Genomic DNA, 23,628 nt, shown 5'->3' on the forward strand with positions numbered 1-23,628 from the left:
TCGACCTACGTGGTAGGCGTGACATTTAAATTAATGAAAAATGAACCGGAGATAACTTAATATGTTTTGTAAAACTCGATTAGCTGTCGTAGTTGCGGCTGTACTTGCAGCGCCAAGCGCTTACTCTACTGAAACGGTAGATACAGATGAGCACATGGAAGTTGTCGGTCGTGACTATGGCTATAAAGTTGATACTAATAGCACTGCAATGCGTGTTGAAGCAACACAGCTTGAAACACCGGGACAAGTAACTGTTATTGATGAGCAGCTAATTGATGAGCAAAGAGCAAGCACGTTAGGTAACGTACTTAAAAATGATTCAAGTATCTCTGCTGGTGGTGTAAGCCGTAACCGTGAATCGTTTAAGCTACGTGGTTTTGATTTACAAAGTAGCAGTGGTTTCTTACGTGATGGTAAACAGCATTGGTCTCATTACCGTCAGCCGATTGAGCTACTTGAACGTGTTGAAATACTAAAAGGTCCTGCTGGTCTACTTTACGGTAAATCAGCACCGGGCGGCTTAGTGAATATGGTTGCTAAAAAGCCAACTTACGAAACCCAAATTAATATTAGCCAAGATTTAGGCTCTAACAATGATTCTCGTACGACTGCGGATGTAAGTGGTTCATTAAATGATGCGCAAACATTACGTGCACGTGCTGTTGTATCAAAACAGAGCTACGATTCATGGCGCTCATATAGCGATGGTAGTACACCATCAACAGAACGTTTTGTGGGTGGTCTGTTTGTTGATTACGACTTAAATGACAAAGTAACCTTATCTGTGCATTACGATCGTACTAACGATAACGGTAGTGTTGATTCAGGTGCTTATATTGACATTAACACTGGCAAACCAATTCTTGGTGAAGAGCACATCTGGGATGCACAGTGGTCTACGATTGAAAATGACGTTGAAAATGTTGGTTTTGATATTGCAGCACAGCTATCTGACAACTGGAATATGAAACTAGGCTATAACAATCAAGATTTCAGACGCCATGATACAGAAAGTTTTACTGACCCAGAAAGTTACTTTAAGAATGATGCCGGTACAGTCGATTACCAAGTTTATGATCGTATGGACCATTGGGTATTCAATACTGCATTTGTTGATTTTGTTGGTGAATTTGAAGCGTTAGGTATGCAACACCAAACATTAATAGGTGCAAACTGGTTAGGTTATTACTACTCAAAATTAAGTGATAGTACAAAAGGGTATAAAGGCACTATTGGCCAATCTTTTGATAAGCCAGATGGTACGCATTACAGTAATGGTACTAAGAGCATAACTGAGCGTGACTCGTACGGTATCTATGTGCAAGATATGGTAACGGTTAATGATCAATGGCAAGTGCTTGCTGGTTTACGTTTTGACCGTGAAGTAAACGAGAACCACTCGTATAACAACATATTACCAAAAGTAGGCGTGATTTATCATCCAAAAGAAAATGGTTCTATTTATGTGACTTACTCAGAAAGTTTCGAGCCTAAAGCTCCTGTTAGTACGCGTACTGAAAAGGATGTTAATGAAAATATGGAACTAGATCCTGTAAAAGGTAGGTTATATGAGATTGGTTCGAAATGGGAACTAATGGATAACCAGTTATTTGTATCGGGTGCAATTTTTGATATTACTCAAGAAAATATTGTAATTAGCCAAAAAATTAAAGGCAATCCTGATTACGACTCTGAAACAACACAGGCTGGTAAACAAGTTCACCGTGGTGCGGAATTTAATGCAATGGGTTATGTCACCGAAGCATTCTCATTAAGCGGTTCAATGACTTATCTAGATGCTGAAATTCATGATGAATTAAAGCCTAAGCGTGACGGAAACCGTCCTGCGGATGTACCTGAGTTTTCTGCAAGTATTTGGAGTCGTTACTCGTTTGCGAACAACACAGATGTAAACTTAGGTGCTATCTATGTTGGAGAACGTTTCGGTGATGTAGATAATACTTATAAGAAAGACGCTTACACGCGTTTTGATACCGGTATCTCGCACACAATCAATTACGATAAAGACATGGATCTAGTATTACGTTTCAACATCGAAAACTTGTTTGATACGGATTACTTAGCGGGTGGTGGTGAAGAGAAAACTATCATTGGTGAAGGTCGTAACTACATGGCTTCAATCCAATTACGTTATTAATAACATAATCTAAGCCTTCATAAACAGCAATAATCGACTCTTGATTCCATAGATGTCGGTTATTGCTTTTTGTGGTTTTATTCCTTTTAAATTTTAATTCGAATGTTGATTAATTATGCTTTTAAATAAATCTTACTCTCTGGTTCTCGTGGCTGCACTGAGCAGTGCTACGTTTAGTCCTTTCGTGTTTGCACAAGCTAATGATAGTGCGCAAGCGATTGCTCATGCACAAGCTCTGACTCAAAAAATGAATAATACGGCGGCTAGTAGCCAGTATAAAATTGATAATAGCGCAGATCGTACTTTAAGCATGCAAGCAGAAATAGAGCGTCTGCAAGAAGAAGTCGACAACTTAGCGGTATATCGCGACCATCTTGCTAAATTAGTGAACAATCAAAACCAAGAGTTAGATAGCTTAGACGAACAACTACAAGGTATTAAAACGACTCGCCAAGGCATAGTACCTTTGATGTACAAAATGTTGGCTGGTTTAGGTGACATTATCAATACCGGTAAACCAATTAAAAAAGAACAACGTCTAGCGCGATTAGCAAAATTAAACACCATGATGGGTCAGGCGAATGTCAGCGATGCTGAAAAATACCGCCGTATTTTAGAAGCATATCAAATTGAAATCGACTATGGGACTAAGTTGGGTGTATACCAAAGCGAAATTACGCTTGTTCCATCAAATAACAGGATCATTGTGGATTTATTGCACCTTGGCCGTATCGCATTTGTTGCGCGCAGTTTAGACAGCCAAAATTATTGGCAGTGGCACGACCAGCGTCAGGCATGGGTCGCTATTTCTGAACAAACAAATTATATCGATAAAGCCTTTAAAATGGCGAATAAACAAATAGCACCCAGCTTAATTTCTCTTCCAGTGACCACTGCGCAACGTGTAGGTAATGCCCAATGAACTCTCGATTTTCAGTGAATAAAGCCAAACTATTTTTAACAAAGACATTGCTATTAAGCGCGCTTACCGTTAGTGCATATACTTTGACTATTAATCCTGTTGTAGCTGCGGATACGCTGAATAATGACGCGCAAGTCGTAAGTGAAAAATTACTCAAGGATACAAAACAAGATAATAAACAGCTTACAAAAGCGTTAAAGCAACGAGAAGCTGGCTTTAAATTAACAGAACAAGAAATTAAACAGCAACGTCAGGCGTTATTAGCGCAACAACGTCAATTGCAAAATGAAACTGAAACGCTAAACCAAGAGTTTACGCGTAACGAAGAAAAATTAGCGAAGCTAGAAACTAATTTACGGTTAGAAACCGGTAGTTTAGGTGAATTGTTTGGTGTTGTACGTCAATCAGCAAAACAGTTAAATAGCGAAATTAGCACCGCAGTAACCGCGATTGATAGTGCAACGTTTGCGCCGATTGTAGTGGGTGTGGTTGCAGCAAAAACCTTACCTTCAATGTTGCAGCTAGCAGGACTGTGGTCAGCGTTATCAGAACAAATTAAAGCAAGTGGCGAAATCAAAACGGTGAATGTTGCTGTGATTGATGGCGCAGGGCAATTAGCAGATAAACAAGCCGTGCGAATCGGTAGTATTGGACTAGTGGGTGAGAAAGGTTATCTCACTTGGAATGGTGAAAAACAAACTGCGACAGCTTACCTAAAGCAGCCAGAAAAAGGTCCTGTTGCGGCAGATCTTATCAATGCTGATGTAATCGGTAATATCCTTGTATTGGACCCCTCGCGCGGTGTGATGCTAACGCAATTAGAAAATACCCCTACCTTGAAAGACCGCTTAGAAAATGGTGGTACAGTGGGCTACGTGATCATTTCATTGTTGACGGTTGGTTTGTTGATTGCACTGGTACAGGGCGTGAAGCTAATGCTTGCTCGACGTAAGATCCGACAACAACTAGCGAACCCTAGTCTGATAGGTGACAACCCATTAGGCCGTATTCTACAAGTATACGTAGATAGCAATGTTAAATCGGCATTGCATAATAGCACTGAAGCGTTAGAACTGCGCTTGATGGAAGTCGTGGTCGATGAGCAACAAGGGTTAGAGAAAGGCTTGTCGATGCTGAAATTGCTGGCTGCACTTGCACCTATGCTTGGCTTATTGGGTACAGTAACCGGCATGATTGAAACCTTCCAAGTGATCACGCAGTTTGGTAATGGCGATCCAAAAGTAATGGCCGGTGGTATTTCAATGGCACTGATCACGACGGTATTAGGTTTAGTTGCAGCAATGCCGTTATTACTTGCGCATAACATACTGAGTACGCAAGCCGATAATATTCGCGATATCTTAGAAAAGCAGGGCATTAGCTTAGTTGCAGAAGAAGCTGAAAAACTCACTGTTGCAGCCGTTAATGACACGAACGTGACTCCTTTTACACAGCAAATGGGCTAAGTTATGCATTTTGATATGACGTCAGTTGATTGGCTTGAAAGCGTCAATCAATTTATGCAACAGGGGGGACCAATACTGTATTGGCTTGCTGCTATTGTTATGTTGTGTTGGTTCTGCGTGATGGAACGGTTGTTGTATTTGTATTGCTATTTCCCTGCGTTACAAAGTGACTTGTTGACACGTTGGCAAGTACGTTCAGAGCAAGGGTCATGGCATGCTCAAGCCATTCGGGCTGGTTGGTTGCTACAGGCGCAGCAAGCATTGCAGCAAAACCTCAGTTTTTTGAAAGTGCTGGTGGCTATTTGCCCTATGTTAGGGTTGTTAGGTACTGTAACTGGGATGATCAGTGTGTTTGATGTTATGGCGACATTAGGTAGCAGTGAACCTAAGTTAATGGCAGCAGGGATTTCGTTAGCAACCTTACCAACAATGGCGGGTATGGTTGCAGCACTTGTAGGTATGTTTTCTCACGCCCGCTTAACGAAGGCTTGTGACACACGCTATAGCAGATTAGAAAAATTATTAAGACAATCTATTAAGGAATGAATATGAGATTTAATCGTCGTTCAGCCGCGCGTGAAGATGCGCAAATTGATATGACCTCGATGTTAGATATCGTGTTTATCATGCTGATATTTTTTATCGTAACAAGTTCATTTGTACGTGAATCAGGTGTGGAAGTTAACCGTCCTCAGGCAAGTCATGTGGTTAGCCAAGCGGGTGCTGGTATCTTTATTGCTATTACCGCGAACAATGACATCTATATTGATAAACGTATGGTAGATGTTGAGCGTGTACAGGCAACATTAGAGCACTTGTTACTGTCTCAACCTGATGCCTCTTTAGTTATCCAAGCCGATGAACATGCCTTCAATGGCACTGTTGTTAAAGTGATGGATGCGGCGAATGGTGCGGGTGTGAGCGGTATCGCATTGGCGGTGGAGAAGTCTTAATGTTACGTTTTTTACTGGCTGTACCGCTGGCTTTAGCGATGACATTAGTTTTGTTCACCGTAATGGCGTGGATGGTGGATAACGGCCATTCAGGTAAACCTGAAGCATCGACTGCACAAGCGTTCGACATTGTTATGATCGATCAAGAGCGTGATGTTAACCGCCGTCAACGTGCGTTGCCCGAACAACCAAAAAATGCACCGCCACCCACAGACAGTATATCCGTTGCGAATGCAGAGGTTAAAGCGCTAGCATTACCTGTTATGCCTGTACTTGGTATTGATATGGCCAGTATTGGTGTCGAAGTTGGCTTGCCTGCAATTGGTGAGTTTAGTGCTAACCAGCAAGCAATGCCTTTGTATCGTGTTGAACCGCGTTACCCATCACGCGCCATGAAACAAGGCGCACAGGGCTGGGTCAAACTGTCATTTACCATTGATACTTTGGGCCGTCCTATTGATATCAAAGTAATTGATGCGAAACCAAGACGTTTATTTGAAAAGTCGGCAATGAAAGCATTACGAAAATGGAAGTACCAGCCAAAGTTGGAAGAGGGGAAAGCGATCATGCAAGTTAATCAGACGGTCACCTTGGAGTTTAAATTAGAACGATGATTCATTATTTAAATAAGCTGAAAAGCAGTTGGTTGTTTGTCCTAATGTGCTTTGTTACCTCATCTGCCTATGCTAATCAGCCACAGTTAACACAATTTATTGCGGGTAAGATCCAGGCCGCGCAAGCGTTACAGCAGCAAGAACGCTATACAGATGCAATTGAGTTGTTAACTGAACTTACCCCGAGACAAGCGTACGACCAAGCTTTTGTACAACGGGTATTGGGTATATTTCATTGGCAGCAAGAAAACACCGACCAAGCGGTTAAGTACTTATCATTGGCCGTTGAAAGTAAGTTATTACCAACGGAGCAGGCTTGGATTACGCAGCGAATGGTGGCGGATATTTTACTTAGTCAGCAAAAATATCAACAAGCGTTGCCGCATTACTATGTTCTTGTTAATACGGCTGCAGACAGTGACAAAGAGAGCCATAAAGCGGTAACGAAACGCAAGAAAAAAGCATCAGATATTAAGACCAAAGAATTCACGGTGTTGTGGTTACGTATTGCCCAAACCCATTATCACTTACATGAATGGGAGAAGGTACTCAGTGCGGTGGAGTCATATGAAGAGTTAAATACGCAAGGGGACCAAGTTCAGGTGCTAAATCTACAGTTGGCTGCACAATCACAATTGCAGCGATGGCCTGCTGCAATTCATACTTTAGATCGTATTATTGTTGTGGAACCAGATAAGTTATTGTGGTGGCAGCAGTTAGCAGGTTTGCAACTGCGTACTTCACAGCCACAAGCTGCATTAACCACATTAATTTTAGCGCAGCGCCAAGGGCTTGTACTAAGTGTGCAAGAGCGTCGTACTCTAGCGCAGTTATATGCACAGCAAGGTATTCCTGAACAGGCCGCGCGTGAATTAAATTTGTTAGTAAAAGATATCACTGAGAATGATAAACGACAAAAAATGTTAGCTGAGCAAGCGCAATATTGGCAGATGGCGAAAGAGTGGAACAAGGCCATTAGTACATGGCGTGATCTGATTAACTTGTCTACAGATGACACAGCAGAATATCGCTGGCCATTAGCACAACTGTTATTACAGCAGGGGAATTTTGAGGCGGCACTGGCAGAGCTAAACCACCACCAAATTAAACAAGATAAAAGTAAAAAGGAACAAGCGGAAATTGAGTTAGCCAAAGTTCGAGCTTACTACAAATTAGCGCAATTTGATCGTGCGATTAGCCATGCGAAGTTAGCTCTGCATATAGCCCCATCTGCAAGTGCAAAAGGCTGGGTTAAATACTTACAACAAGTACGTAAAATAAATAGTTAGTACCTACTGTCTTAATAACGCTAATAATGCCAGTTCAATGATTTGGGTATCATTGAGCTGTTTATACTTCTCATGTTGTTTCAATGTCTCAAGCATATTTTTGTGCGTTTTACTGAGCTTGAGGTAGTGGCTATTGGGATCTAAAGCGGCTAAGTTTTGTGTTTGTAATGATTCGATGATAATCCGTAAATAAGCAGGGCGTAGGTGAGCTGCTAATATTTCCAAGTACTGTACAGGCTCTTTGCCTTGGTATTCTGTCACGGCTATTTGAATATCAATAGATACGTTATTGTCGATAAAGATCTCATCGAGCTGTTTGGTTGCGACATCAGCAGTCACCTTACGACTGAGCTTACGTGCGTCATCGTTAGAAATAGTCGATGTTGTTGAAGTGTTTTTAGAATGAGTCACGTAATTAGTACCTTTAAATGTTGCTATTACTATTATTTAATATCGTTTATTTATTTCTGAACGGCTGGGTTAGCATCCGCTGCACCTGGCATTCTTTCGGTCCACGAAAATAAGGTAGACCTATTTGCATTTGCTGATGACCTAATTTGGGCTGAGCTTGATAACTGTCAAACAGGTGATCCCACCATGGTAAACAAAAACCAAAATTATGATTGGTTTCGTGACCATTTACAGAATGATGAACGCGGTGCATATCAGGCGTGACTAAAATGTTGCGCATGTAGCGGTCAATCTTAGCTGGTAGCCTAATATTACTGTGATTAAACATAGCGGTCAGATTTAATAATAACTCAAATAAAACGACAGCGATAACGGGTACACCAAGTGTTATGATCACTGCAATTTTAATTAGCATCGATAGGATTATCTCAATTGGATGAAAACGGATAGCGGTGGTGACATCAATATCAAGATCACTATGGTGCATACGATGTAAACGCCATAGTGCGGGAACTCGATGAAATAATCTATGCTGGAAATAAATTGCGGCATCGAGCAATATTATCGCGAAAATTATAATTATAAATGTGCCTATTGAGCCGTTTAGGTTGGTAAAATATGTTAACCCCCACAGCTGTCGCTCGGCAAGCATGGCCGCATCGATAGCCAGAAATGGCATAAGTAACTTTAGTACTAGGTTATTAAGCATCACGATCGCGATGTTGTTTCCCCAACGCTGGATTTTTGAAACTGTTAGCGGTCGTCTGGGTTGATAATGTTCCCAAATAGATAATAGTATAAATAAGCCGATAAAAGCAGTTAGGCGAAGCGCATTGCCGTTAACAATAAACCAGTCGTTCATCTTAATTCCTGCTAAGTACCTCTGAAGTTGCCATTGTGCGTGATAAAAGTGGGCTTGCCAAGTCCGATGATAGTGACTTCTTTCTTAAAGTAAAATGAGTCCAGTCTTTTCCTTAAAATAGACATAAATCAATTACAGCTACACGCTCGATCAGTACTATGGTCGTTATATTGTTACTGTTTCTTATTTTGAGGCTTTTATGCACACGATTCCTGATTTCATGACCGCACAGCACCGCCATTGTGATGATTCTTTTATTGCTGCTGAATCGGCAGTATCGGCAACAAATTGGACGGAAGCGGCTAGCCAGTGGCTTATATTTACAACCGATTTTAAAACACATCTAGAACAAGAAGAAAATATTTTATTTCCAGCGTTTGAGCAAGCGACTGGCATGACGATGGGACCAACACAAGTCATGCGTGCTGAGCATGCTCAAATGCGTCAATTGGTCGCTGAAATGAGTCAACAACTGTCTTCGCAAAATAGAAATGAATTCTTAGGATTATCTGAAACCTTAATGATTCTAATGCAACAGCATAATATGAAAGAAGAGCAGATGTTATATCCAATGACACAGGCTCACCTTCCAGATGCAGATTCGGTGCTAAAGCAAGTTAAAGCATACTCATAATGACGAGTCATTTACACCTTCTTCACCTTGATGTCAGCGAGTTAGAAGCGCCAGAGCCAATGCGACAAGCATTAGTTGCCTTGGCTGCATTATCTCATGGACAGTGTCTGGTTATTTACCACCGTAAAAATCCAGTCCCATTATACCCCAAATTAACAGCGCTAGGGTTTGTCTACCGAGTTGATATTGATAATAAAAACAGTACAAAGACCTGTGTAGATGACTATTGTGAAGATTTATCAGTTGTTATTAAGATCGCTTTTAAAGCAGATGAATTGGAATTAGCTGCATTGACTAGGATGAAAAAATAATGAACCTCGTGGGATTAGATTTTGATAAAATACCGGAATTCTCAGTACCCATGCGGTTCTTTTTTGTCGCACCTTTATTTGCAATCATCAGCGCATTGATTATTGGCTTTGCAGGGGAGTCTATGTGGTTTACACGATGGCACCCTGCAACGCTCGCTGTTACCCATGCTATTGTGCTGGGGGTTATTTCTATGATTATGTGCGGGGCAATTTTACAGTTATTACCGGTATTGGCGGGCAAGTCTCTGCCTAAAGTAAAGCTTATATCAGTATTTACGTTAGTGATGATGTCTGTGGGAACCATCTCGTTAATTATTGCATTTTTAGCGAGTGTGTTTGGGTTTAACAATAGTCTATTCTTTGCTCTTGCTGGCGTGTTGTTTACACTTGGATTGGGTGGTTTTATCTGTGGGATATTATGGTTGATTAGGCAGCGTAGTCAGGTCCGTTTTTCAATAAATACGATACGACTAGGCTGTATTGCTATGCTAATTGTTGGCGTTATTGCAAGTTTACTTTTAGCGGATTATTTATTCGATAGCCAATTCAATATGGCTAAACAACTTACCGATAATCATGCTAGTTGGGGTTTGATCGGCTGGATTAGTTTAGTGATTATTGGTGTTAGCTTTCAAGTCTTACCCATGTTTCATGTAGCACCTGCATTCCCATTATGGTGTACTCGTTATTTACCCGGTTTTATGTTCATCGTATTACTGTTTTATACATTACTGACACTCGGTATGACACAACTTGATCTTGTCAATGTTGCTATGTGGCATCTAACACAAGCTATTTGCATTGGGTTATTAAAGTTAGTTCTAATGGTATATGCCGTGACAGCCATTAGCTGTTTATCCAGACGTAAGCGAAAGATTAGTGATATCAGTGTAACCTGTTGGTTAATCGCGTTAAGTTGTTTGTTACTTTGCTGTTCTATTAGTTTTATTATGAGCTTAATGATGAATTTTATACCGGGTACTGAAGATTTTTTGCTGCGTTTCGGGTGGTCACCGTTGACGTTAGCGTCAGTATTTATCTATGGTTGGATATTAAGTGTAATCATGGCCATGATTATAAAAATTGTGCCTTTTTTGGCATACCTGCACCTACAACGCCAATGTGGTTTTCATATGCAAGCATTTGCGTTATTGCCTAATATGCACGAGCTATTAAGCAAGTCGCGTATGCAATATTTATTATATAGTCATGTGTTTAGCTTAATAACCTTGCTGGCCACATTATATAACCCTGCGTATTACTGGTTATTATCATTAGCGATAATAGGGCAGTTTGGATATTTGTTTTTGTTGATGGCTAATGTTAGTTATCGCTATCATGGCATAGCTAAAGCTATTGATAAGGTCTCATTTTAGTTATAAATAATGTTGAACTGCAAACAGCCTTAAGCCGTAAACAGTACCCAAGTATAACCAATAAACATAATTAACAGTACAGCACCTGAAAGGCGACCAAAACGGTAGTTTAGTTTACAGTCTGTTGCGATTGCCTTATCTGTTTGTTGTGCTGGTGTCAAAGCTGAGCGACGTTTAGTCACTGCCATGTAAGTCATGGTAAATGAGATAACCATAAATGCAGTCATGATTGAAAGCATTGGGACATCACGATTGAGTACTTCTGCTGGCAGTTGTAATCCGTCACCAATTAGACCTGGGAATGCTAATACACCTAACAGGTTAAAAGTGTTTGAACCAATAACCGTCGCAAATGCAATTTCAGGCATGCCACGACGAACACCTGCAATAGCGGCTGCTAATTCAGGTAAACTTGTACCAAATGCGACAATAGTTAAGCCGATTAATAAGTCGCTAACACCCATTGCTTTCGCAAGTTGAATACTGCCCCAAACCATGATTTGTGAACTGATTACCAGCATAACAAGCATTGCAATCGTTTCGACCAACGCTCGTTTCTGGCTAACATCCAAAAACTCTAATTCATTTTCAACATCTTCCTCTGATGACGATTTAGCGAGGTATACACAGTACAGCGCGAGTAATATGAGCAGTATAATACTGTCCCACATCGTAATTGAACCATTTGACATTAACGCGATTACAGCAATAAGAGCGATAACTAGAATCGGTAATTCGCGTTTAATGAAGCGCACTTGAATAACAAGCGGCATAAATAAGGCACAAAGCGCTAATACTAAACCACTGTTGATGATGTTAGAACCGATAGCATTACCGACAGCAAGACCTTCTGCACCATTAAATGATGCAATAGCACTGACAACGAGTTCTGGAAATGAAGTACCAAATGCAATAACAGTCATGCCAATAAACATAACCGAAACACCAAACTGTTTCGCTAATGTTGATGATACTAAGATAAGACGATCGGCACTTAGGGTCAGTAAAATAAAGCCAACTAACACTGCAATGATAGGTAGTAATAAAGACATAACGTTCTCGTACGAGGGCATTTAGACATAAACAAGCGACACCGGCCCTCGAAAGTAGGTGTTTACTTGTTCAAGTCTCATCAAACTTAGCTTCGGACTATTAATCTCGAACTAAGTTGAATACACCATGACCTGCGGGTCAGTTATGTTGATGTACTCCCTCACTTGCGTGAAGCGACTACTCCCTCGAATAGATTGGCGCATTATAAAATAGAATCGGGTTAACGCAAGTAGAATATGTAATTTAATTACAGAATGATTTAAATCACCTTATGTAAGTGCTAATTTCTCAATTGTAAATTGATTTGTACAGCTGCATGATCGGTACTTTCGCTATCACGCTCATAGATAGGGTTAATCAGATGACGATCATACGTGTGGTAATCGCTGACTTCATAAAGGCTTCGTTGGTATTCGGTATTAAACTCACACGATAATAAGATGTAATCGAGGACTGAGCCTTTATTACAAAAGTAATGTGTCGCGGGGCGGGGCGCTGGTGTACAACTTGCCACCGAACCGTTTGCTGCGTGTTGATATAAATGCCAACTGTCTTGCAAACTATATTGTTTTACAATTTCTTGCGCTTGAGGATCTGAATTGAAACGTAATGTATTCATGGTTAGGTGTGATAATACGCCATCTCTATTATTATCGAGTACATCGTTAAAATCGCCCATTAGTATCATCGGGTTATTGGTTTCTAGACGACGTTGAATCATCTGTTGGAATAATAATGCTGCTTCGGAACCACGCTGCATTGATGATCCCCAACTTCCGCACATTTGTTTGGTAAAAGCATCGAGCACAGCTTTGGTTGTCGCCAGTTCATTATCTTCACTTTCTAGCATTGGTCGTTTAGATTTAAAGTGCACGACATAACAATCTGTTGTGCCTAGGTGCGGTAATTCAATACTGGCGCGCAGTGGTTTACGGCTAAACTGATACTCTGATGATAAGCCCATGCTGATGGCAAGGTCGGTATCAGGCATGACTGCTGTGATGTCTGTTATCGGATAGCGAGATGCGATAGCCACAACTGGGCTGCGAAAAATATAGTCTTCGATAACGTCGGCGCTATCGACTACTTCAAAATACGGGTAATCACATTCCGCTACTAATGCTTTTAAAGAGTCAGGGCTAAACACTTCTTGAAAACCGATGACATCAGGCTGATGGTCGGCAAGATAATCACGTATCCACTTCTGCTTTTTCTGCCATTGTTGCTCGTCATAGATTCGGTCAAAATCATAGCAAGCAAACGGTGGTTCAATATAATTAAAAAGATTAAAGGTGGCAATTTTTAGCATAGGTAAGAAATACCAGAGTATATGAAATAACAGTTTAGGTTATAACAAGCTTAACAGTATGGAGCAAGTAAGTATTCACAATACCTCTAGGCGTTTGAAGTAGAAAAATCTTTAGTGTTATGTATTTAAAGTTGGTTTCACTTGAAATAAATATATGTATTGTTCATAAATTCATCAATGTCGTTATATAAAGGCACCATGTATGAGATATGTGATTACTATCACTTTATAGAGATACATGCTGCATTATGATTATTTCTTAATATTTCCAGTTATTTTAATACCATTATATAATTCTTATTATAACTGAACTCTCCGAATTTAAGGAATACGCTATGACGACTGCAAATGTTTTTCACCTTGGTATCAACAAATCAGATTTACAAGGTGCCGAATTGGCTATCATTCCAGGTGATCCTGCGCGTGTTGAAAAGATCGCACAGCAAATGGAAAACCCACAGTTTTTAGCAAGTCATCGTGAATACACTGTTTATTTAGCAGAATTAGAAGGTAAGAAGGTTGTTGTATGCTCAACTGGCATTGGTGGCCCTTCGACATCGATTGCAGTTGAAGAGCTTGCTCAGCTAGGTGTGACTACATTCTTACGAGTGGGTACTACTGGCGCAATTCAAGAACACATTAATGTTGGCGATATGATTGTTACAACTGCATCAGTACGCCTTGATGGTGCAAGTTCACACTTTGCACCTATGGAATATCCTGCTGTTGCTGACTTTGCTGTTGCAACAGAAATGAAAGCTGCTGTTGATGCAGAAGGCATTAAAGTACACATGGGCGTAACCGCATCAAGTGATACTTTCTACCCTGGGCAAGAACGCTATGACACATTTTCGGGTCGTGTTACTCGTCGTTTCCAAGGTTCAATGCAAGAGTGGCAAGAAATGGGGGTTCTGAACTTTGAAATGGAATCAGCAACTCTCTTTACTATGTGTGCAAGTCAAGGTTTAAAAGCAGGTTGTGTTGCTGGTGTTATCATTAACCGCACTCAAAAAGAGATCCCGGATCAGGCTGCGATGAAGGCGGTAGAAACATCATCAATTAAAGTTGTAGTCGATGCAGCACGTCGTATGTTGGCTATATAATAATCGCATTAATTAAATTTCAAAGCCAGACTACTTAGGTAGCTCTGGCTTTTTTATATGCCTAACTTACTGATGCTAAATATACTGCTTTATCGCCAGCTGACCATTGTGGATATTTGTACATAATATCAGTAAACAAAGGAGAGCTTGTGTGTTGTGCTAACCATGCGCGTAATTTAGGGTAGGGTGACTGTGCAAACCAATCTTTGTCCACACTTGCGAATTGGCGGATAAAAGGAAAAATAGCAATATCAGCCAGGCTAGTTTCTTCGTCAATAAGGTTACTGTGCAATGTTAGCAGGAGCTCTAATTGATTTAGAAAATGGCAGCCTTGTTCGCGATATGCTGCTTCAGTATATTCTGGATGGCGATCCGCGTATTTATATTTGTCTAAAATGGCTTTAAATTCGTTATCGTTTTCATCGATCAGTGCGGTGATTTGTTTTTGTAATTGAGGCAGGTTTTTACGAAGCCAATTATTACTGTCGTTTTGTGATAGCGCCCATTGCATAATATCGCGACTTTCATCAATAATCTGTTTGTCGTTAGTGACAAGAACAGGCACTGTTCCTTTTGGAGAATAAGCCAACAAGCTTGTTGGTTTATCTTTTAAAACAACTTCTCTTAGCTCAACTTCAACTTGGCTATAACGAATAGCTAGTCGTGCTCTCATTGCATATGGGCAACGTCGGAATGAATAGAAAACAGCAGGGCGGTTGGCTCTCATAAATAGGTTCCAGCATCAAATGTTTAAGGTCAATAACTTAAGATATCTCGATTTAGTTACAGTATCAAATACTCATGTAACTTATATTAAGATGATGGATTAATTAGTTTGATTTATCCACCCTTATCATTTTTATGTGTGTTAATATTGCCCTGTTAATTGATATTAATTAAGGTTTTACATAAAGATGAAAGATAAAATGGGCTTTTCATTGATCGAATTAACGTTTGTTATTGTAATTCTTTCTATCCTCGCTATGTTCGCCATACCTGAATATACAAAGACACATCGAGAAGCTAAAATTGCAGTGCTTAATGATATGCGTGGCAAGTTGAACAACGCGGTAGATAATTTAAAAACAGCCTCAAATATCGATTCGCGAAAACAAACGCGCCCGAATGGACTAACCTTTGTTCAATACGATACCCACAAAAGCTACCGGGTGTCAGGAAAATTACTTTATCCAACAGAAATATGCCATATTTTAGGTTTAACGACACGTCCTCTTGTCGAAGGTATTGAAGTGGATTCTATCGATGCCACTTATACCTGCAAAAATGAAAATAAAAGTTATTCTTGGGTAAAGATGAATAAACTTGAATCGACAGATTGCACATTATCTTATAGGGCACGATATAACGAAGACATTATCACCTCTGTAGACATTAAACTTGTCGGAGAATGCCTAGAATAGTGAATCCCTGTTTGTAGCGTAGATAAATTGCACAATTTTAATATTTAACGTTGAGTCCTTACTTTCTAAACTTTCGTTTCTTCGTTTCATTCGAAAGTGGTTTGAGGTTTTATTCGAGATGTACTTTCACTTGGGTACTCACTTGTAGGTATTTGAGTAATATATTGCTGAAACCATTTTAGTTTTCGATCATTTTGAGTGATAATGCCGCGCCTTAGTCTGTTATCTGTGCGTAGTACAAACGGACTAAAGCCATATATTCTAATCTTTTCGATAAAATCTTTAGGAAATAAAACCATGGTAAAACCTGAGAATAACAGTATTGTCATTTTTGGTGCTTCGGGTGATTTAACAAAACGAAAGCTACTCCCCGCGCTTTATCACCTTTATGTCAACGAACTGTTACCTGAAGATTTTTCTATTTTGGGTGCGAGTAAAACTGCATATACGGATGATTCATTCCGTGAAAAAGTAACTAATGATTTGATCAAAAGTGAAGGTGTCAATAAGCAACAAGCTGAAGACTTTTGTAAGCACTTATACTATATCTCGATGAATATGACCGATGCTGATAGTTATGGTGCTTTTAAAGCGCGCTTAGAGACATTATCTGAAACGCATAATACGGTTGGTAATGCTATTTATTATATGGCCACACCTCCGAGTCTATACGCTGCAATCTCATCTAATTTAGCAAAATATAAATTAAATAAAGACCGTGATGGCTGGAAACGATTAATCGTTGAGAAGCCATTTGGTTATGATCTTAAGTCGGCAAATGAGTTAGATGAGCATCTACATGCTTGTTTCCGTGAACGTCAGGTTTACCGTATTGATCATTATCTAGGTAAAGAAACAGTTCAAAATTTATTGGTATATCGCTTCTCTAACGGCTTATTCGAACCGCTTTGGAACCGTAGCTTTATCGACTATGTTGAAATTACGGCTGCTGAAAGCTTAGGTGTAGAAGAGCGTGGTGGTTACTACGATCACTCTGGTGCAGTACGCGACATGCTGCAAAACCACTTGTTGCAAGTATTAGCACTTGTTGCGATGGAACCACCGGCGGTAATTAACGCGGATGCAATGCGTAATGAAGTGGTTAAAGTGATCCAAAGTCTACGTCCACTTGAAGAACAAGACTTACGTGATAATCTCGTATTAGGTCAGTACACTAAGAGTGTTGTAAATGGCGAAGAATTACCTGGTTATCGTAGTGAAAATGACGTAGATGAAGATTCTCGTACACCGACGTATGTTGGTATGAAGATGATGATTGATAATTGGCGTTGGAACGGTGTGCCTTTCTATGTACGTACCGGTAAACGTATGCCTGAACGTTTAACTGAAATCGTTGTTCACTTTAAGAAAACACCACATCCAGTTTTTGGTCAGAATGCACCTGAGAATAAAATGATTTTACGCATTCAGCCAAACGAATCAATTCAGATGGACTTTGGTTTGAAAAAACCAGGTGCAGGCTTCACCGCTCAACAAGTATCAATGAGTTTTGATTATAATAGCTTAGAAGAGAATAATCTGCTCACTGCTTACGAACGTTTGCTGCTAGATTGTATGAAGGGCGATGCAACGCTATTTGCTCGTTCTGATGCGGTTAAAGCATGTTGGGAATACGTACAACCAATCTTAGACTATAAAAAAGAAGCGAAATCTTTATTTGGTTATAAGTGTGGTACTTGGGGTCCGAACAAAGCCGATGAAATGTTAGAGAAAGATGGTCGTGAGTGGCGCTTTTCTAGCGAAGAAGTGATTAATTAATTTAAACTTTAGAAGTGGAACTATGATGGATTATCGTACTTTTGAAACACCTCAACAAGTTGTTGAGTCATTGGCTAATTCGCTCGTTGAATACAGTAAACAAGATAAGCCTGTGCATATCTCATTATCAGGTGGCAGTACGCCAAAGCTACTATTCAAAGTATTAGCAAAGGCACCCTTTGCTACAAGTATTGAATGGGGCAATTTGCACTTCTGGTGGGGTGACGAACGTTGTGTAGCACCTGATGATGCTGAAAGTAATTTTGGTGAAGCTCAAACGTTATTATTTTCTCAAGTTGCATTACCTGCTGAGAATATTCATCGTATTTTAGGTGAAGATGCGCCAGAGCAAGAAGTTGCTCGTTTTGCACAAGAAATGAAAGCATGTATTCCTGCCAATAATGGATTACCTTGTTTTGATTGGATCTTGCTTGGCATGGGTGGTGATGGACATACTGCATCATTATTTCCAGGCCAAACTGATTATAATGATCAAAATATTGCAATTATTGCGCAGCACCCAGAGTCAGGACAGTATCGTATCTCTAAAACGGCACGCCTGTTAGCAAATGCAAAGCGTATTAGCTATTTAGTAATGGGTGAAGGTAAAGCACAAGTGATCAAGCAAATTCATGATAATGATGATGCTGCACTTGCATACCCTGCAGCACAAGTAAAAGCCAGCCAAGGTAAAACTGAGTGGTTTTTAGATGCGGATGCAGCTAGGTTAATTAACGGTTAATCCTTATAAGTAATTACGATTGCTCATTGAGCTTAGAGTAAAAGACCTGTTAGTTTATACTAACAGGTCTTTTTTTGTTCATTTGTTTGTTTTTCATACTTAGCTTAAATATTTAACTCTTCATTAAATTATCCTAAAAGGCCATTAAAGCGCCATTAAAAAATCAGCTGATATTAGTTTTAGTTGTACTCAGATCGTTTCTTATAGAGCTTAATAAGTGGCTTGTGGAAAGGCTTTTATTTCCATTCTGTGTTGTTTTTATTTTTTAATCGGTTTTATCACTGTTTTTCGCTATTTATGACTATTTTTTAGAATCATGTTTGATATTTATATGTGTGATTTATTATTATTATGTGTCATATTACTTGTCATATTATGTCGAGTAAGACGGAGGCGATAGCATTAGAAGAGCGTCTTAATAGCATTAAATATAATTATGCTTTAATTTATATAAATTGATAATACTGAAATATCTTCATTCTATATTGGGTGTAATAGGCATCATTGCATTGAGCTTACCCCTTATAAATGAAAATGTTGATATAAAGGAAAAATATGAACAACACACAAGAATCATTTTTATCTAGTTTCTTTAAACTAGAATCAGCAGGTGGCATTATCTTAATGTTCTCAGCTGTATTAGCTATGATTTTAGCTAATAGCCCTGCACAAGATCTATATGCATCATTTCTGGAAATTCCAGTAGAGATCAAGCTTGGTGGTTTAGAGATAGCGAAACCACTGTTACTTTGGATTAATGATGGCTTAATGGCTGTGTTCTTCTTTTTAGTTGGACTTGAGCTAAAAAGAGAGTTAGTAGAAGGGGAGTTATCGGATCCTAGAAATATTATTCTGCCGGGCGTGGGTGCTATCGGTGGTATGTTATTCCCTGCGCTTATCTATGTTTACTTTAATATGGATGATCCTGCTGCGTTAAGCGGCTGGGCTATCCCTGCGGCAACAGACATTGCATTTGCGTTAGGTATCTTGAGTCTATTAGGTTCTCGAGTACCTGTAAGTTTGAAAATATTCTTAACATCGCTCGCTATTTTTGATGATATTGGTGCGATTTTAATTATTGCTTTCTTTTATACATCGAAGATTTCGATTTTGGCGCTTATTGTTACGGCATTATGTATTCCTGTGTTGGCCTATTTCAATAAACGTAATGTTGATTCAAAAGCATTGTATATCATCGTAGGTATAGTCATGTGGGTTGCTATGCTGAAATCTGGTGTTCATGCGACATTGGCGGGTGTTATTCTTGCGCTGTTTATTCCGATGCAGTCAAAAGATAAGTCACATTCACCACTGAAGACGATGGAACATGGCCTGCACTTTGTTGTTGCATTTGTTATTTTGCCTATCTTTGCTTTTGCGAACGCGGGTATTAATTTATCAGGTGTTGGTCTAGAGCAAATTTTACACCCTGTACCTATGGGGATTGCATTAGGCTTATTTATTGGTAAGCAGGTAGGCATCTTTGGTCTGTGTTGGATAGCAATTAAATGTAAAGTCGCACAAATGCCAAAAGGTATGAACTGGTGTTCTTTATACGGTACAGCCATTCTATGTGGTGTTGGTTTCACAATGAGCTTGTTTATTGGTTCATTAGCCTTTGGGGATACAGGTTCAAATTCATTATTTGATGAGCGACTTGGTATTATCTTAGGTTCATTACTGTCCGGTATTGTTGGTTTCTTTATGTTGAAATCATGCCTGTCAAAACAAGAGGAAGTCGCTAAATAACAATTTAGTGTTCAGCTTGTGATAATAAAAAGCACCCTTGATTGGGTGCTTTTTTATAGCCAGTTTGTACCGTGTTTTTTAATAATTGCACTCATAAGTCCAGTGGCTTATATCCGGAGATTACTTATTTATCAGTTGAATATATTGATTAAACAAGCTAGTTTAAGGGTTCAAAATGTAGTTATTTAATCAGAGAGCGTAGCCTTGAGTACTATTAAATCGATATTTGAACGTAATCGCGCATGGTCAGAACAGATTAATGAACAGTTCCCTGACTTTTTTGAACAACTTTCTAAGCAACAATCACCTGACTATCTCTGGATTGGCTGCTCCGATAGTCGCGTACCAGCAAACCAGATTATGGCCCTGCCTCCGGGGGAAGTTTTCGTGCATCGTAATATTGCTAATGTTGTTGTGCATACAGACTTAAATTGTTTATCAGTGATCCAGTACGCTGTTGAAGTGCTTAAAGTTAAGCATATTATTGTGTGTGGACATTATGGTTGTGGTGGTGTTAAGGCCGCTATGGGCGATGAGCAGCATGGTTTAATTGATAATTGGTTACGTCATATTAAAGATGTAGAACGCTTCCACATAGACGACTTAAAGGATGTCAGTGAAGAAGATAAAATTGACCGTATGTGTGAATTAAACGTTGTAGAGCAGGTTAGGAATGTCTGTAATACGACCATTGTGAAGCGAGCTTGGCGCAAGGGGGAGGAGTTAACGATTCATGGTTGGATTTTTAATATCAGTAATGGTGTATTGAAAAGCTTAACTGAGAGTATTAGTTCGAGAGAGAAGCAATTAGAAGTTATTGTTAAATAGTTTCAGTATTTAAGCGTGTAGTTATAGCGATAAAAAAGCCAATGAGATACCTCATTGGCTTTTTTAGTACCTAAATATAAATCACATCAGGTGTCATTAATTTTAGGTAATAAAAAAGGTGAACTAAGTTCACCTTTTTTGATAACTGTTTAACCGATTAATAGTAAACTATTAAAGAGGTTTAACGTTCTCAGCTTGTGGACCTTTTTGGCCTTGACCTACTGTGAACTCAACTTTTTGACCGTCAGTAAGTACTTTAAAGCCATCAACTAAGATAGAGCTGAAATGTACGAATACATCTGGGCCATTTTCTTGCTCGATGAAACCGAAACCTTTAGCTTCGTTGAAGAATTTTACTTTACCGATTACTGTATTAGACATATTAAAAACCCTGTATATATATACGTTATTAAAAAATTTGTTAAAAAACCAGGGTGTAACTTATATAAACAATACAAAACACAATAATCAATACAAGTATTAACTAAAGCTTATTCTACCGATATAAACTAGCCTAATTTCTTAAGACGAATTATACATGGTTGAAGGCTCATAGCAATACACCCACTCGTTATTTTTATAAAATTGTTGTTTTCATTAACAAAATCAACATTCCCAAGGCTTATTTGGTGCCTTTTTAGGCGTTGTAACACTTATTTCGTGCAATATGCGTTCATATTACACCCACTTTATATTGTGGCCTAGTTTTTCAGTAAATTTAAATTTTTAATGGTTGATTAGTTATTGATAATTGCAACCTAGTTGTGTGTTATATTACATTCATTAATTGTAAGTTTTTGATATAAAAGGTTTGTATCTGGTGTCGGTGACCGATGTAGCTGGATTGTTTTTTGGCAGGTAATCGATATTTACAAGGTGAATTTAAGGAATAATTATGAGTGATCGTGTCCGCAGGCAGTGGTTTTTAGCCAAAAGAAGTTGTGAAACGCTTCATTAATAGATAATAGGCCTGAGATTTAAAGTCTATTTCTTAATGAATAGATAATCTACTCTAAAAATTGTCAGTAAATAGGCTTATTTACTGACAAAATGTCATTTTTTATTAATTAAGCTGCGTTTTCTTCTTCTACACGAGCAATATATTTTTCCATCGCTTGCTCTGTAGATAAACCGCGAACTTTATCCCATGCAGTCCATTTCGCGAAAGCAACCATATCAAAAATAGATGGTTTCTTAGATGTCACATCACCTTCAGTTGCTTGTTTAAATAATGAATAAAACTCTAATTTTAGTTCTTGTGAAGGCTTTTTCTTAGCTGTGCCATTTTGAACTTGGTCTACTGTAGCTTCGAATTTAGCGCGTAGGTCTGTCATTTTATATTCCTTTATCTAATTGTTGAATCAATAAGTACTTAAATATAATTACAACTAGCAATGTTGTAATACACCTACTAATGAGTAGTTAGGTCACAATTCGAATATTACATTTATTTCGGTATTAATACATCATTTAATTTCAATTTTAAGTATTAAATTAAATGATGAAAAATCCTTATATTTCAAACTAGTAAATTTATAATAAGTATGAATTTTCTAAATTTTAGAACCATCATGTGCTCAAAATGTGATACCTAAGAGTATTACAAATATTGATTTAACGCATAAATACTAGGAATCTAGGCTAAAAACGATAATTAAACTTGATATATACGGAATAAAATATATCATTACCCATTTGTAGTTACGTCCTTTTGGGTGTTAGGGATATGTTTATCCTTATAATACGAGAGAGAAGTAGCGTTAAACTCATTTATTGTAAATAAAATATGATCGGGCAGCAATTGAAGAGACAGACAACATTACTCGAGACGGCATTAAATAATGGCTCAACTTTACAACGTTGCGTGGTATTTACTTGCGCTTTTTTAGTTATGGCTGCCATTATGTTTACCGAAAAATCAAATATATCATCGTTTTTTTTCTCGAACTTACCTATTGGACTTGGTTTAACGAATACTTTTGTGGCACCGTTGGTGGTGCTTGGCCTACTTATGTTATCTAGTGCGGCTTATTTTTGCATTGTTTACGTAACTAAAATGTCTGCGCCTACCCATCAAAAAACAGAACGTTCATGTTTTTTATCTGAATTACAGCTTTCTCTGGTATTTGGTGCTTGCTTTGGTTTATTAACGGCGACTTTGTGTAGCTTAATCTTTGTGGTTGCAGAACCATATTTACCACAGGAATTTCTTAAATATCATCAATTATTTGGTTCGTTAGATATCGCATTAATTCTACTTAGCGGTATCGTCTTAAGTGTTCTTTATTTGGGCTTATTCATGTTACCGCTATCTATTTTTCTATCTCAGCTATCTAAGCGGGAAGGGAACGTGACGCCGGTTAAACTCGCAACTAGAATTATTCTTACGTCATCACTTATCGCCTCGCTCTTTGTCGCACTTTTGATTGCTATTATCACGTCCACGCTCTCAATAAATCTTATCCTGTTTAGTGTCACTATATCGGTAATTACATCCATGGCTTTAAGTTTGTTATATTGGTTTGTAGGGTTGGAGGCGAGTATCATTGGCAACGTGGTATATTGTTTATTAGTGTCTTATCTGGCAAATATCTTCTTATAATCTAGCGCGATTAACTGTTGGTTGATAACTGCGCTAGAATATAACG

24 protein-coding genes and 1 riboswitch are annotated in these 23,628 nt (G+C 38.8%); of the genes, 17 read left to right on the plus strand and 7 right to left on the minus strand.

Annotated elements, in window-relative coordinates; translation table 11 throughout:
* Window positions 1-61: 61 nt before the first annotated feature.
* The 7 genes from BT797_RS05905 (at window position 62) to BT797_RS05935 (ending at window position 7,402) form a co-directional block, all read left to right on the plus strand.
* Window positions 62-2,158, plus strand: coding sequence for a TonB-dependent siderophore receptor (locus tag BT797_RS05905; RefSeq protein ID WP_075471332.1), 2,097 nt, complete (start codon window positions 62-64; stop codon window positions 2,156-2,158).
* A gap of 115 nt (window positions 2,159-2,273) precedes the next feature.
* Window positions 2,274-3,080 carry a DUF3450 domain-containing protein gene (locus BT797_RS05910; protein WP_075471333.1) on the plus strand — a complete coding sequence of 269 codons (807 nt, stop codon included), beginning with the start codon at window positions 2,274-2,276 and terminating at the stop codon, window positions 3,078-3,080.
* Window positions 3,077-4,546 carry a MotA/TolQ/ExbB proton channel family protein gene (locus BT797_RS05915; protein ID WP_075471334.1) on the plus strand — a complete coding sequence of 490 codons (1,470 nt, stop codon included), beginning with the start codon at window positions 3,077-3,079 and terminating at the stop codon, window positions 4,544-4,546. Before BT797_RS05910 ends, BT797_RS05915 begins: the two co-directional genes overlap by 4 nt.
* Window positions 4,547-4,549: 3 nt before the next feature.
* Window positions 4,550-5,092: a MotA/TolQ/ExbB proton channel family protein gene (locus BT797_RS05920; RefSeq protein WP_075471335.1), complete on the plus strand. Its 543-nt coding sequence runs from the start codon at window positions 4,550-4,552 to the stop codon at window positions 5,090-5,092.
* A 2-nt stretch (window positions 5,093-5,094) separates the two neighbouring features.
* On the plus strand, window positions 5,095-5,499 hold the full coding sequence (locus tag BT797_RS05925) for an ExbD/TolR family protein (RefSeq protein ID WP_045109889.1): 405 nt from the start codon (window positions 5,095-5,097) through the stop codon (window positions 5,497-5,499).
* The gene (locus BT797_RS05930) at window positions 5,499-6,113 is read left to right on the plus strand and encodes an energy transducer TonB (RefSeq protein WP_075471336.1); all 615 of its coding nucleotides are present in this window, start codon (window positions 5,499-5,501) and stop codon (window positions 6,111-6,113) included. The genes BT797_RS05925 and BT797_RS05930 overlap by 1 nt, the downstream gene beginning before the upstream one ends.
* A gap of 44 nt (window positions 6,114-6,157) precedes the next feature.
* Complete coding sequence (locus BT797_RS05935; RefSeq protein ID WP_139291641.1) at window positions 6,158-7,402, plus strand: tetratricopeptide repeat protein; 1,245 nt, start codon at window positions 6,158-6,160, stop codon at window positions 7,400-7,402.
* A 3-nt stretch (window positions 7,403-7,405) separates the two neighbouring features.
* Here the strand turns inward: BT797_RS05935 and BT797_RS05940 are convergent, their stop codons facing one another.
* Entirely contained in the window at window positions 7,406-7,813 is a 408-nt protein-coding gene (locus BT797_RS05940; RefSeq protein ID WP_075471338.1) for a hypothetical protein, read from the minus strand.
* A 46-nt stretch (window positions 7,814-7,859) separates the two neighbouring features.
* Window positions 7,860-8,675 carry a sterol desaturase family protein gene (locus tag BT797_RS05945; protein WP_075471339.1) on the minus strand — a complete coding sequence of 272 codons (816 nt, stop codon included), beginning with the start codon at window positions 8,673-8,675 and terminating at the stop codon, window positions 7,860-7,862.
* 199 nt (window positions 8,676-8,874) lie between these two features.
* Between BT797_RS05945 and BT797_RS05950 the strand changes: the two genes are divergently transcribed.
* The 3 genes from BT797_RS05950 to BT797_RS05960 are packed head-to-tail and all read left to right on the plus strand — an operon-like array spanning window position 8,875 to window position 10,996.
* Window positions 8,875-9,309 (plus strand): hemerythrin domain-containing protein, encoded by a 435-nt coding sequence (locus BT797_RS05950; RefSeq protein ID WP_075471340.1) that lies wholly within the window; start codon window positions 8,875-8,877, stop codon window positions 9,307-9,309.
* The gene (locus tag BT797_RS05955) at window positions 9,309-9,620 is read left to right on the plus strand and encodes a DUF2249 domain-containing protein (protein WP_139291642.1); all 312 of its coding nucleotides are present in this window, start codon (window positions 9,309-9,311) and stop codon (window positions 9,618-9,620) included. Before BT797_RS05950 ends, BT797_RS05955 begins: the two co-directional genes overlap by 1 nt.
* Entirely contained in the window at window positions 9,620-10,996 is a 1,377-nt protein-coding gene (locus tag BT797_RS05960) for a hypothetical protein (RefSeq protein WP_045109896.1), read from the plus strand. Before BT797_RS05955 ends, BT797_RS05960 begins: the two co-directional genes overlap by 1 nt.
* A gap of 29 nt (window positions 10,997-11,025) precedes the next feature.
* Here the strand turns inward: BT797_RS05960 and BT797_RS05965 are convergent, their stop codons facing one another.
* Both BT797_RS05965 and BT797_RS05970 read right to left on the minus strand, forming a co-directional pair.
* Window positions 11,026-12,048: a calcium/sodium antiporter gene (locus tag BT797_RS05965; protein WP_045109897.1), complete on the minus strand. Its 1,023-nt coding sequence runs from the start codon at window positions 12,046-12,048 to the stop codon at window positions 11,026-11,028.
* A gap of 82 nt (window positions 12,049-12,130) precedes the next feature.
* A riboswitch (yybP-ykoY riboswitch) is annotated at window positions 12,131-12,234 on the minus strand.
* Window positions 12,235-12,329: 95 nt separating this feature from the next.
* Window positions 12,330-13,358 (minus strand): endonuclease/exonuclease/phosphatase family protein, encoded by a 1,029-nt coding sequence (locus tag BT797_RS05970; protein WP_075471342.1) that lies wholly within the window; start codon window positions 13,356-13,358, stop codon window positions 12,330-12,332.
* A 335-nt stretch (window positions 13,359-13,693) separates the two neighbouring features.
* Here BT797_RS05970 and udp point away from each other — a divergent pair, with 335 nt between their 5' ends.
* Window positions 13,694-14,461 (plus strand): uridine phosphorylase, encoded by a 768-nt coding sequence (gene udp / locus BT797_RS05975; RefSeq protein ID WP_045109899.1) that lies wholly within the window; start codon window positions 13,694-13,696, stop codon window positions 14,459-14,461.
* A gap of 61 nt (window positions 14,462-14,522) precedes the next feature.
* Here udp and BT797_RS05980 read toward each other — a convergent pair whose 3' ends face one another.
* Window positions 14,523-15,188 (minus strand): glutathione S-transferase, encoded by a 666-nt coding sequence (locus BT797_RS05980; RefSeq protein ID WP_075471343.1) that lies wholly within the window; start codon window positions 15,186-15,188, stop codon window positions 14,523-14,525.
* Window positions 15,189-15,375: 187 nt separating this feature from the next.
* Here BT797_RS05980 and BT797_RS05985 point away from each other — a divergent pair, with 187 nt between their 5' ends.
* The 5 genes from BT797_RS05985 (at window position 15,376) to can (ending at window position 20,980) form a co-directional block, all read left to right on the plus strand.
* Window positions 15,376-15,882 carry a type II secretion system protein gene (locus BT797_RS05985; protein WP_045109901.1) on the plus strand — a complete coding sequence of 169 codons (507 nt, stop codon included), beginning with the start codon at window positions 15,376-15,378 and terminating at the stop codon, window positions 15,880-15,882.
* A gap of 297 nt (window positions 15,883-16,179) precedes the next feature.
* Window positions 16,180-17,661 (plus strand): glucose-6-phosphate dehydrogenase, encoded by a 1,482-nt coding sequence (gene zwf, locus BT797_RS05995; protein ID WP_045109902.1) that lies wholly within the window; start codon window positions 16,180-16,182, stop codon window positions 17,659-17,661.
* Window positions 17,662-17,683: 22 nt separating this feature from the next.
* Complete coding sequence (gene pgl, locus BT797_RS06000) at window positions 17,684-18,403, plus strand: 6-phosphogluconolactonase (RefSeq protein WP_045109903.1); 720 nt, start codon at window positions 17,684-17,686, stop codon at window positions 18,401-18,403.
* Window positions 18,404-18,958: 555 nt separating this feature from the next.
* Window positions 18,959-20,152 carry a Na+/H+ antiporter NhaA gene (gene nhaA, locus BT797_RS06005; RefSeq protein WP_045109904.1) on the plus strand — a complete coding sequence of 398 codons (1,194 nt, stop codon included), beginning with the start codon at window positions 18,959-18,961 and terminating at the stop codon, window positions 20,150-20,152.
* A gap of 204 nt (window positions 20,153-20,356) precedes the next feature.
* Window positions 20,357-20,980 (plus strand): carbonate dehydratase, encoded by a 624-nt coding sequence (gene can, locus BT797_RS06010; protein ID WP_075471345.1) that lies wholly within the window; start codon window positions 20,357-20,359, stop codon window positions 20,978-20,980.
* Between the two features lie 171 nt (window positions 20,981-21,151).
* Here the strand turns inward: can and BT797_RS06015 are convergent, their stop codons facing one another.
* Both BT797_RS06015 and BT797_RS06020 read right to left on the minus strand, forming a co-directional pair.
* A complete protein-coding gene (locus BT797_RS06015) occupies window positions 21,152-21,361 on the minus strand; it encodes a cold-shock protein (RefSeq protein WP_006030497.1) in 210 nt (69 codons plus the stop codon).
* A 686-nt stretch (window positions 21,362-22,047) separates the two neighbouring features.
* A complete protein-coding gene (locus BT797_RS06020) occupies window positions 22,048-22,314 on the minus strand; it encodes an acyl-CoA-binding protein (RefSeq protein WP_045109906.1) in 267 nt (88 codons plus the stop codon).
* Window positions 22,315-22,781: 467 nt separating this feature from the next.
* Here BT797_RS06020 and BT797_RS06025 point away from each other — a divergent pair, with 467 nt between their 5' ends.
* Window positions 22,782-23,582, plus strand: coding sequence for a hypothetical protein (locus BT797_RS06025; RefSeq protein ID WP_244534144.1), 801 nt, complete (start codon window positions 22,782-22,784; stop codon window positions 23,580-23,582).
* Window positions 23,583-23,628: the final 46 nt, after the last annotated feature.

Source organism: Moritella viscosa (assembly GCF_900120065.1).
Taxonomy (GTDB): domain Bacteria; phylum Pseudomonadota; class Gammaproteobacteria; order Enterobacterales; family Moritellaceae; genus Moritella; species Moritella viscosa.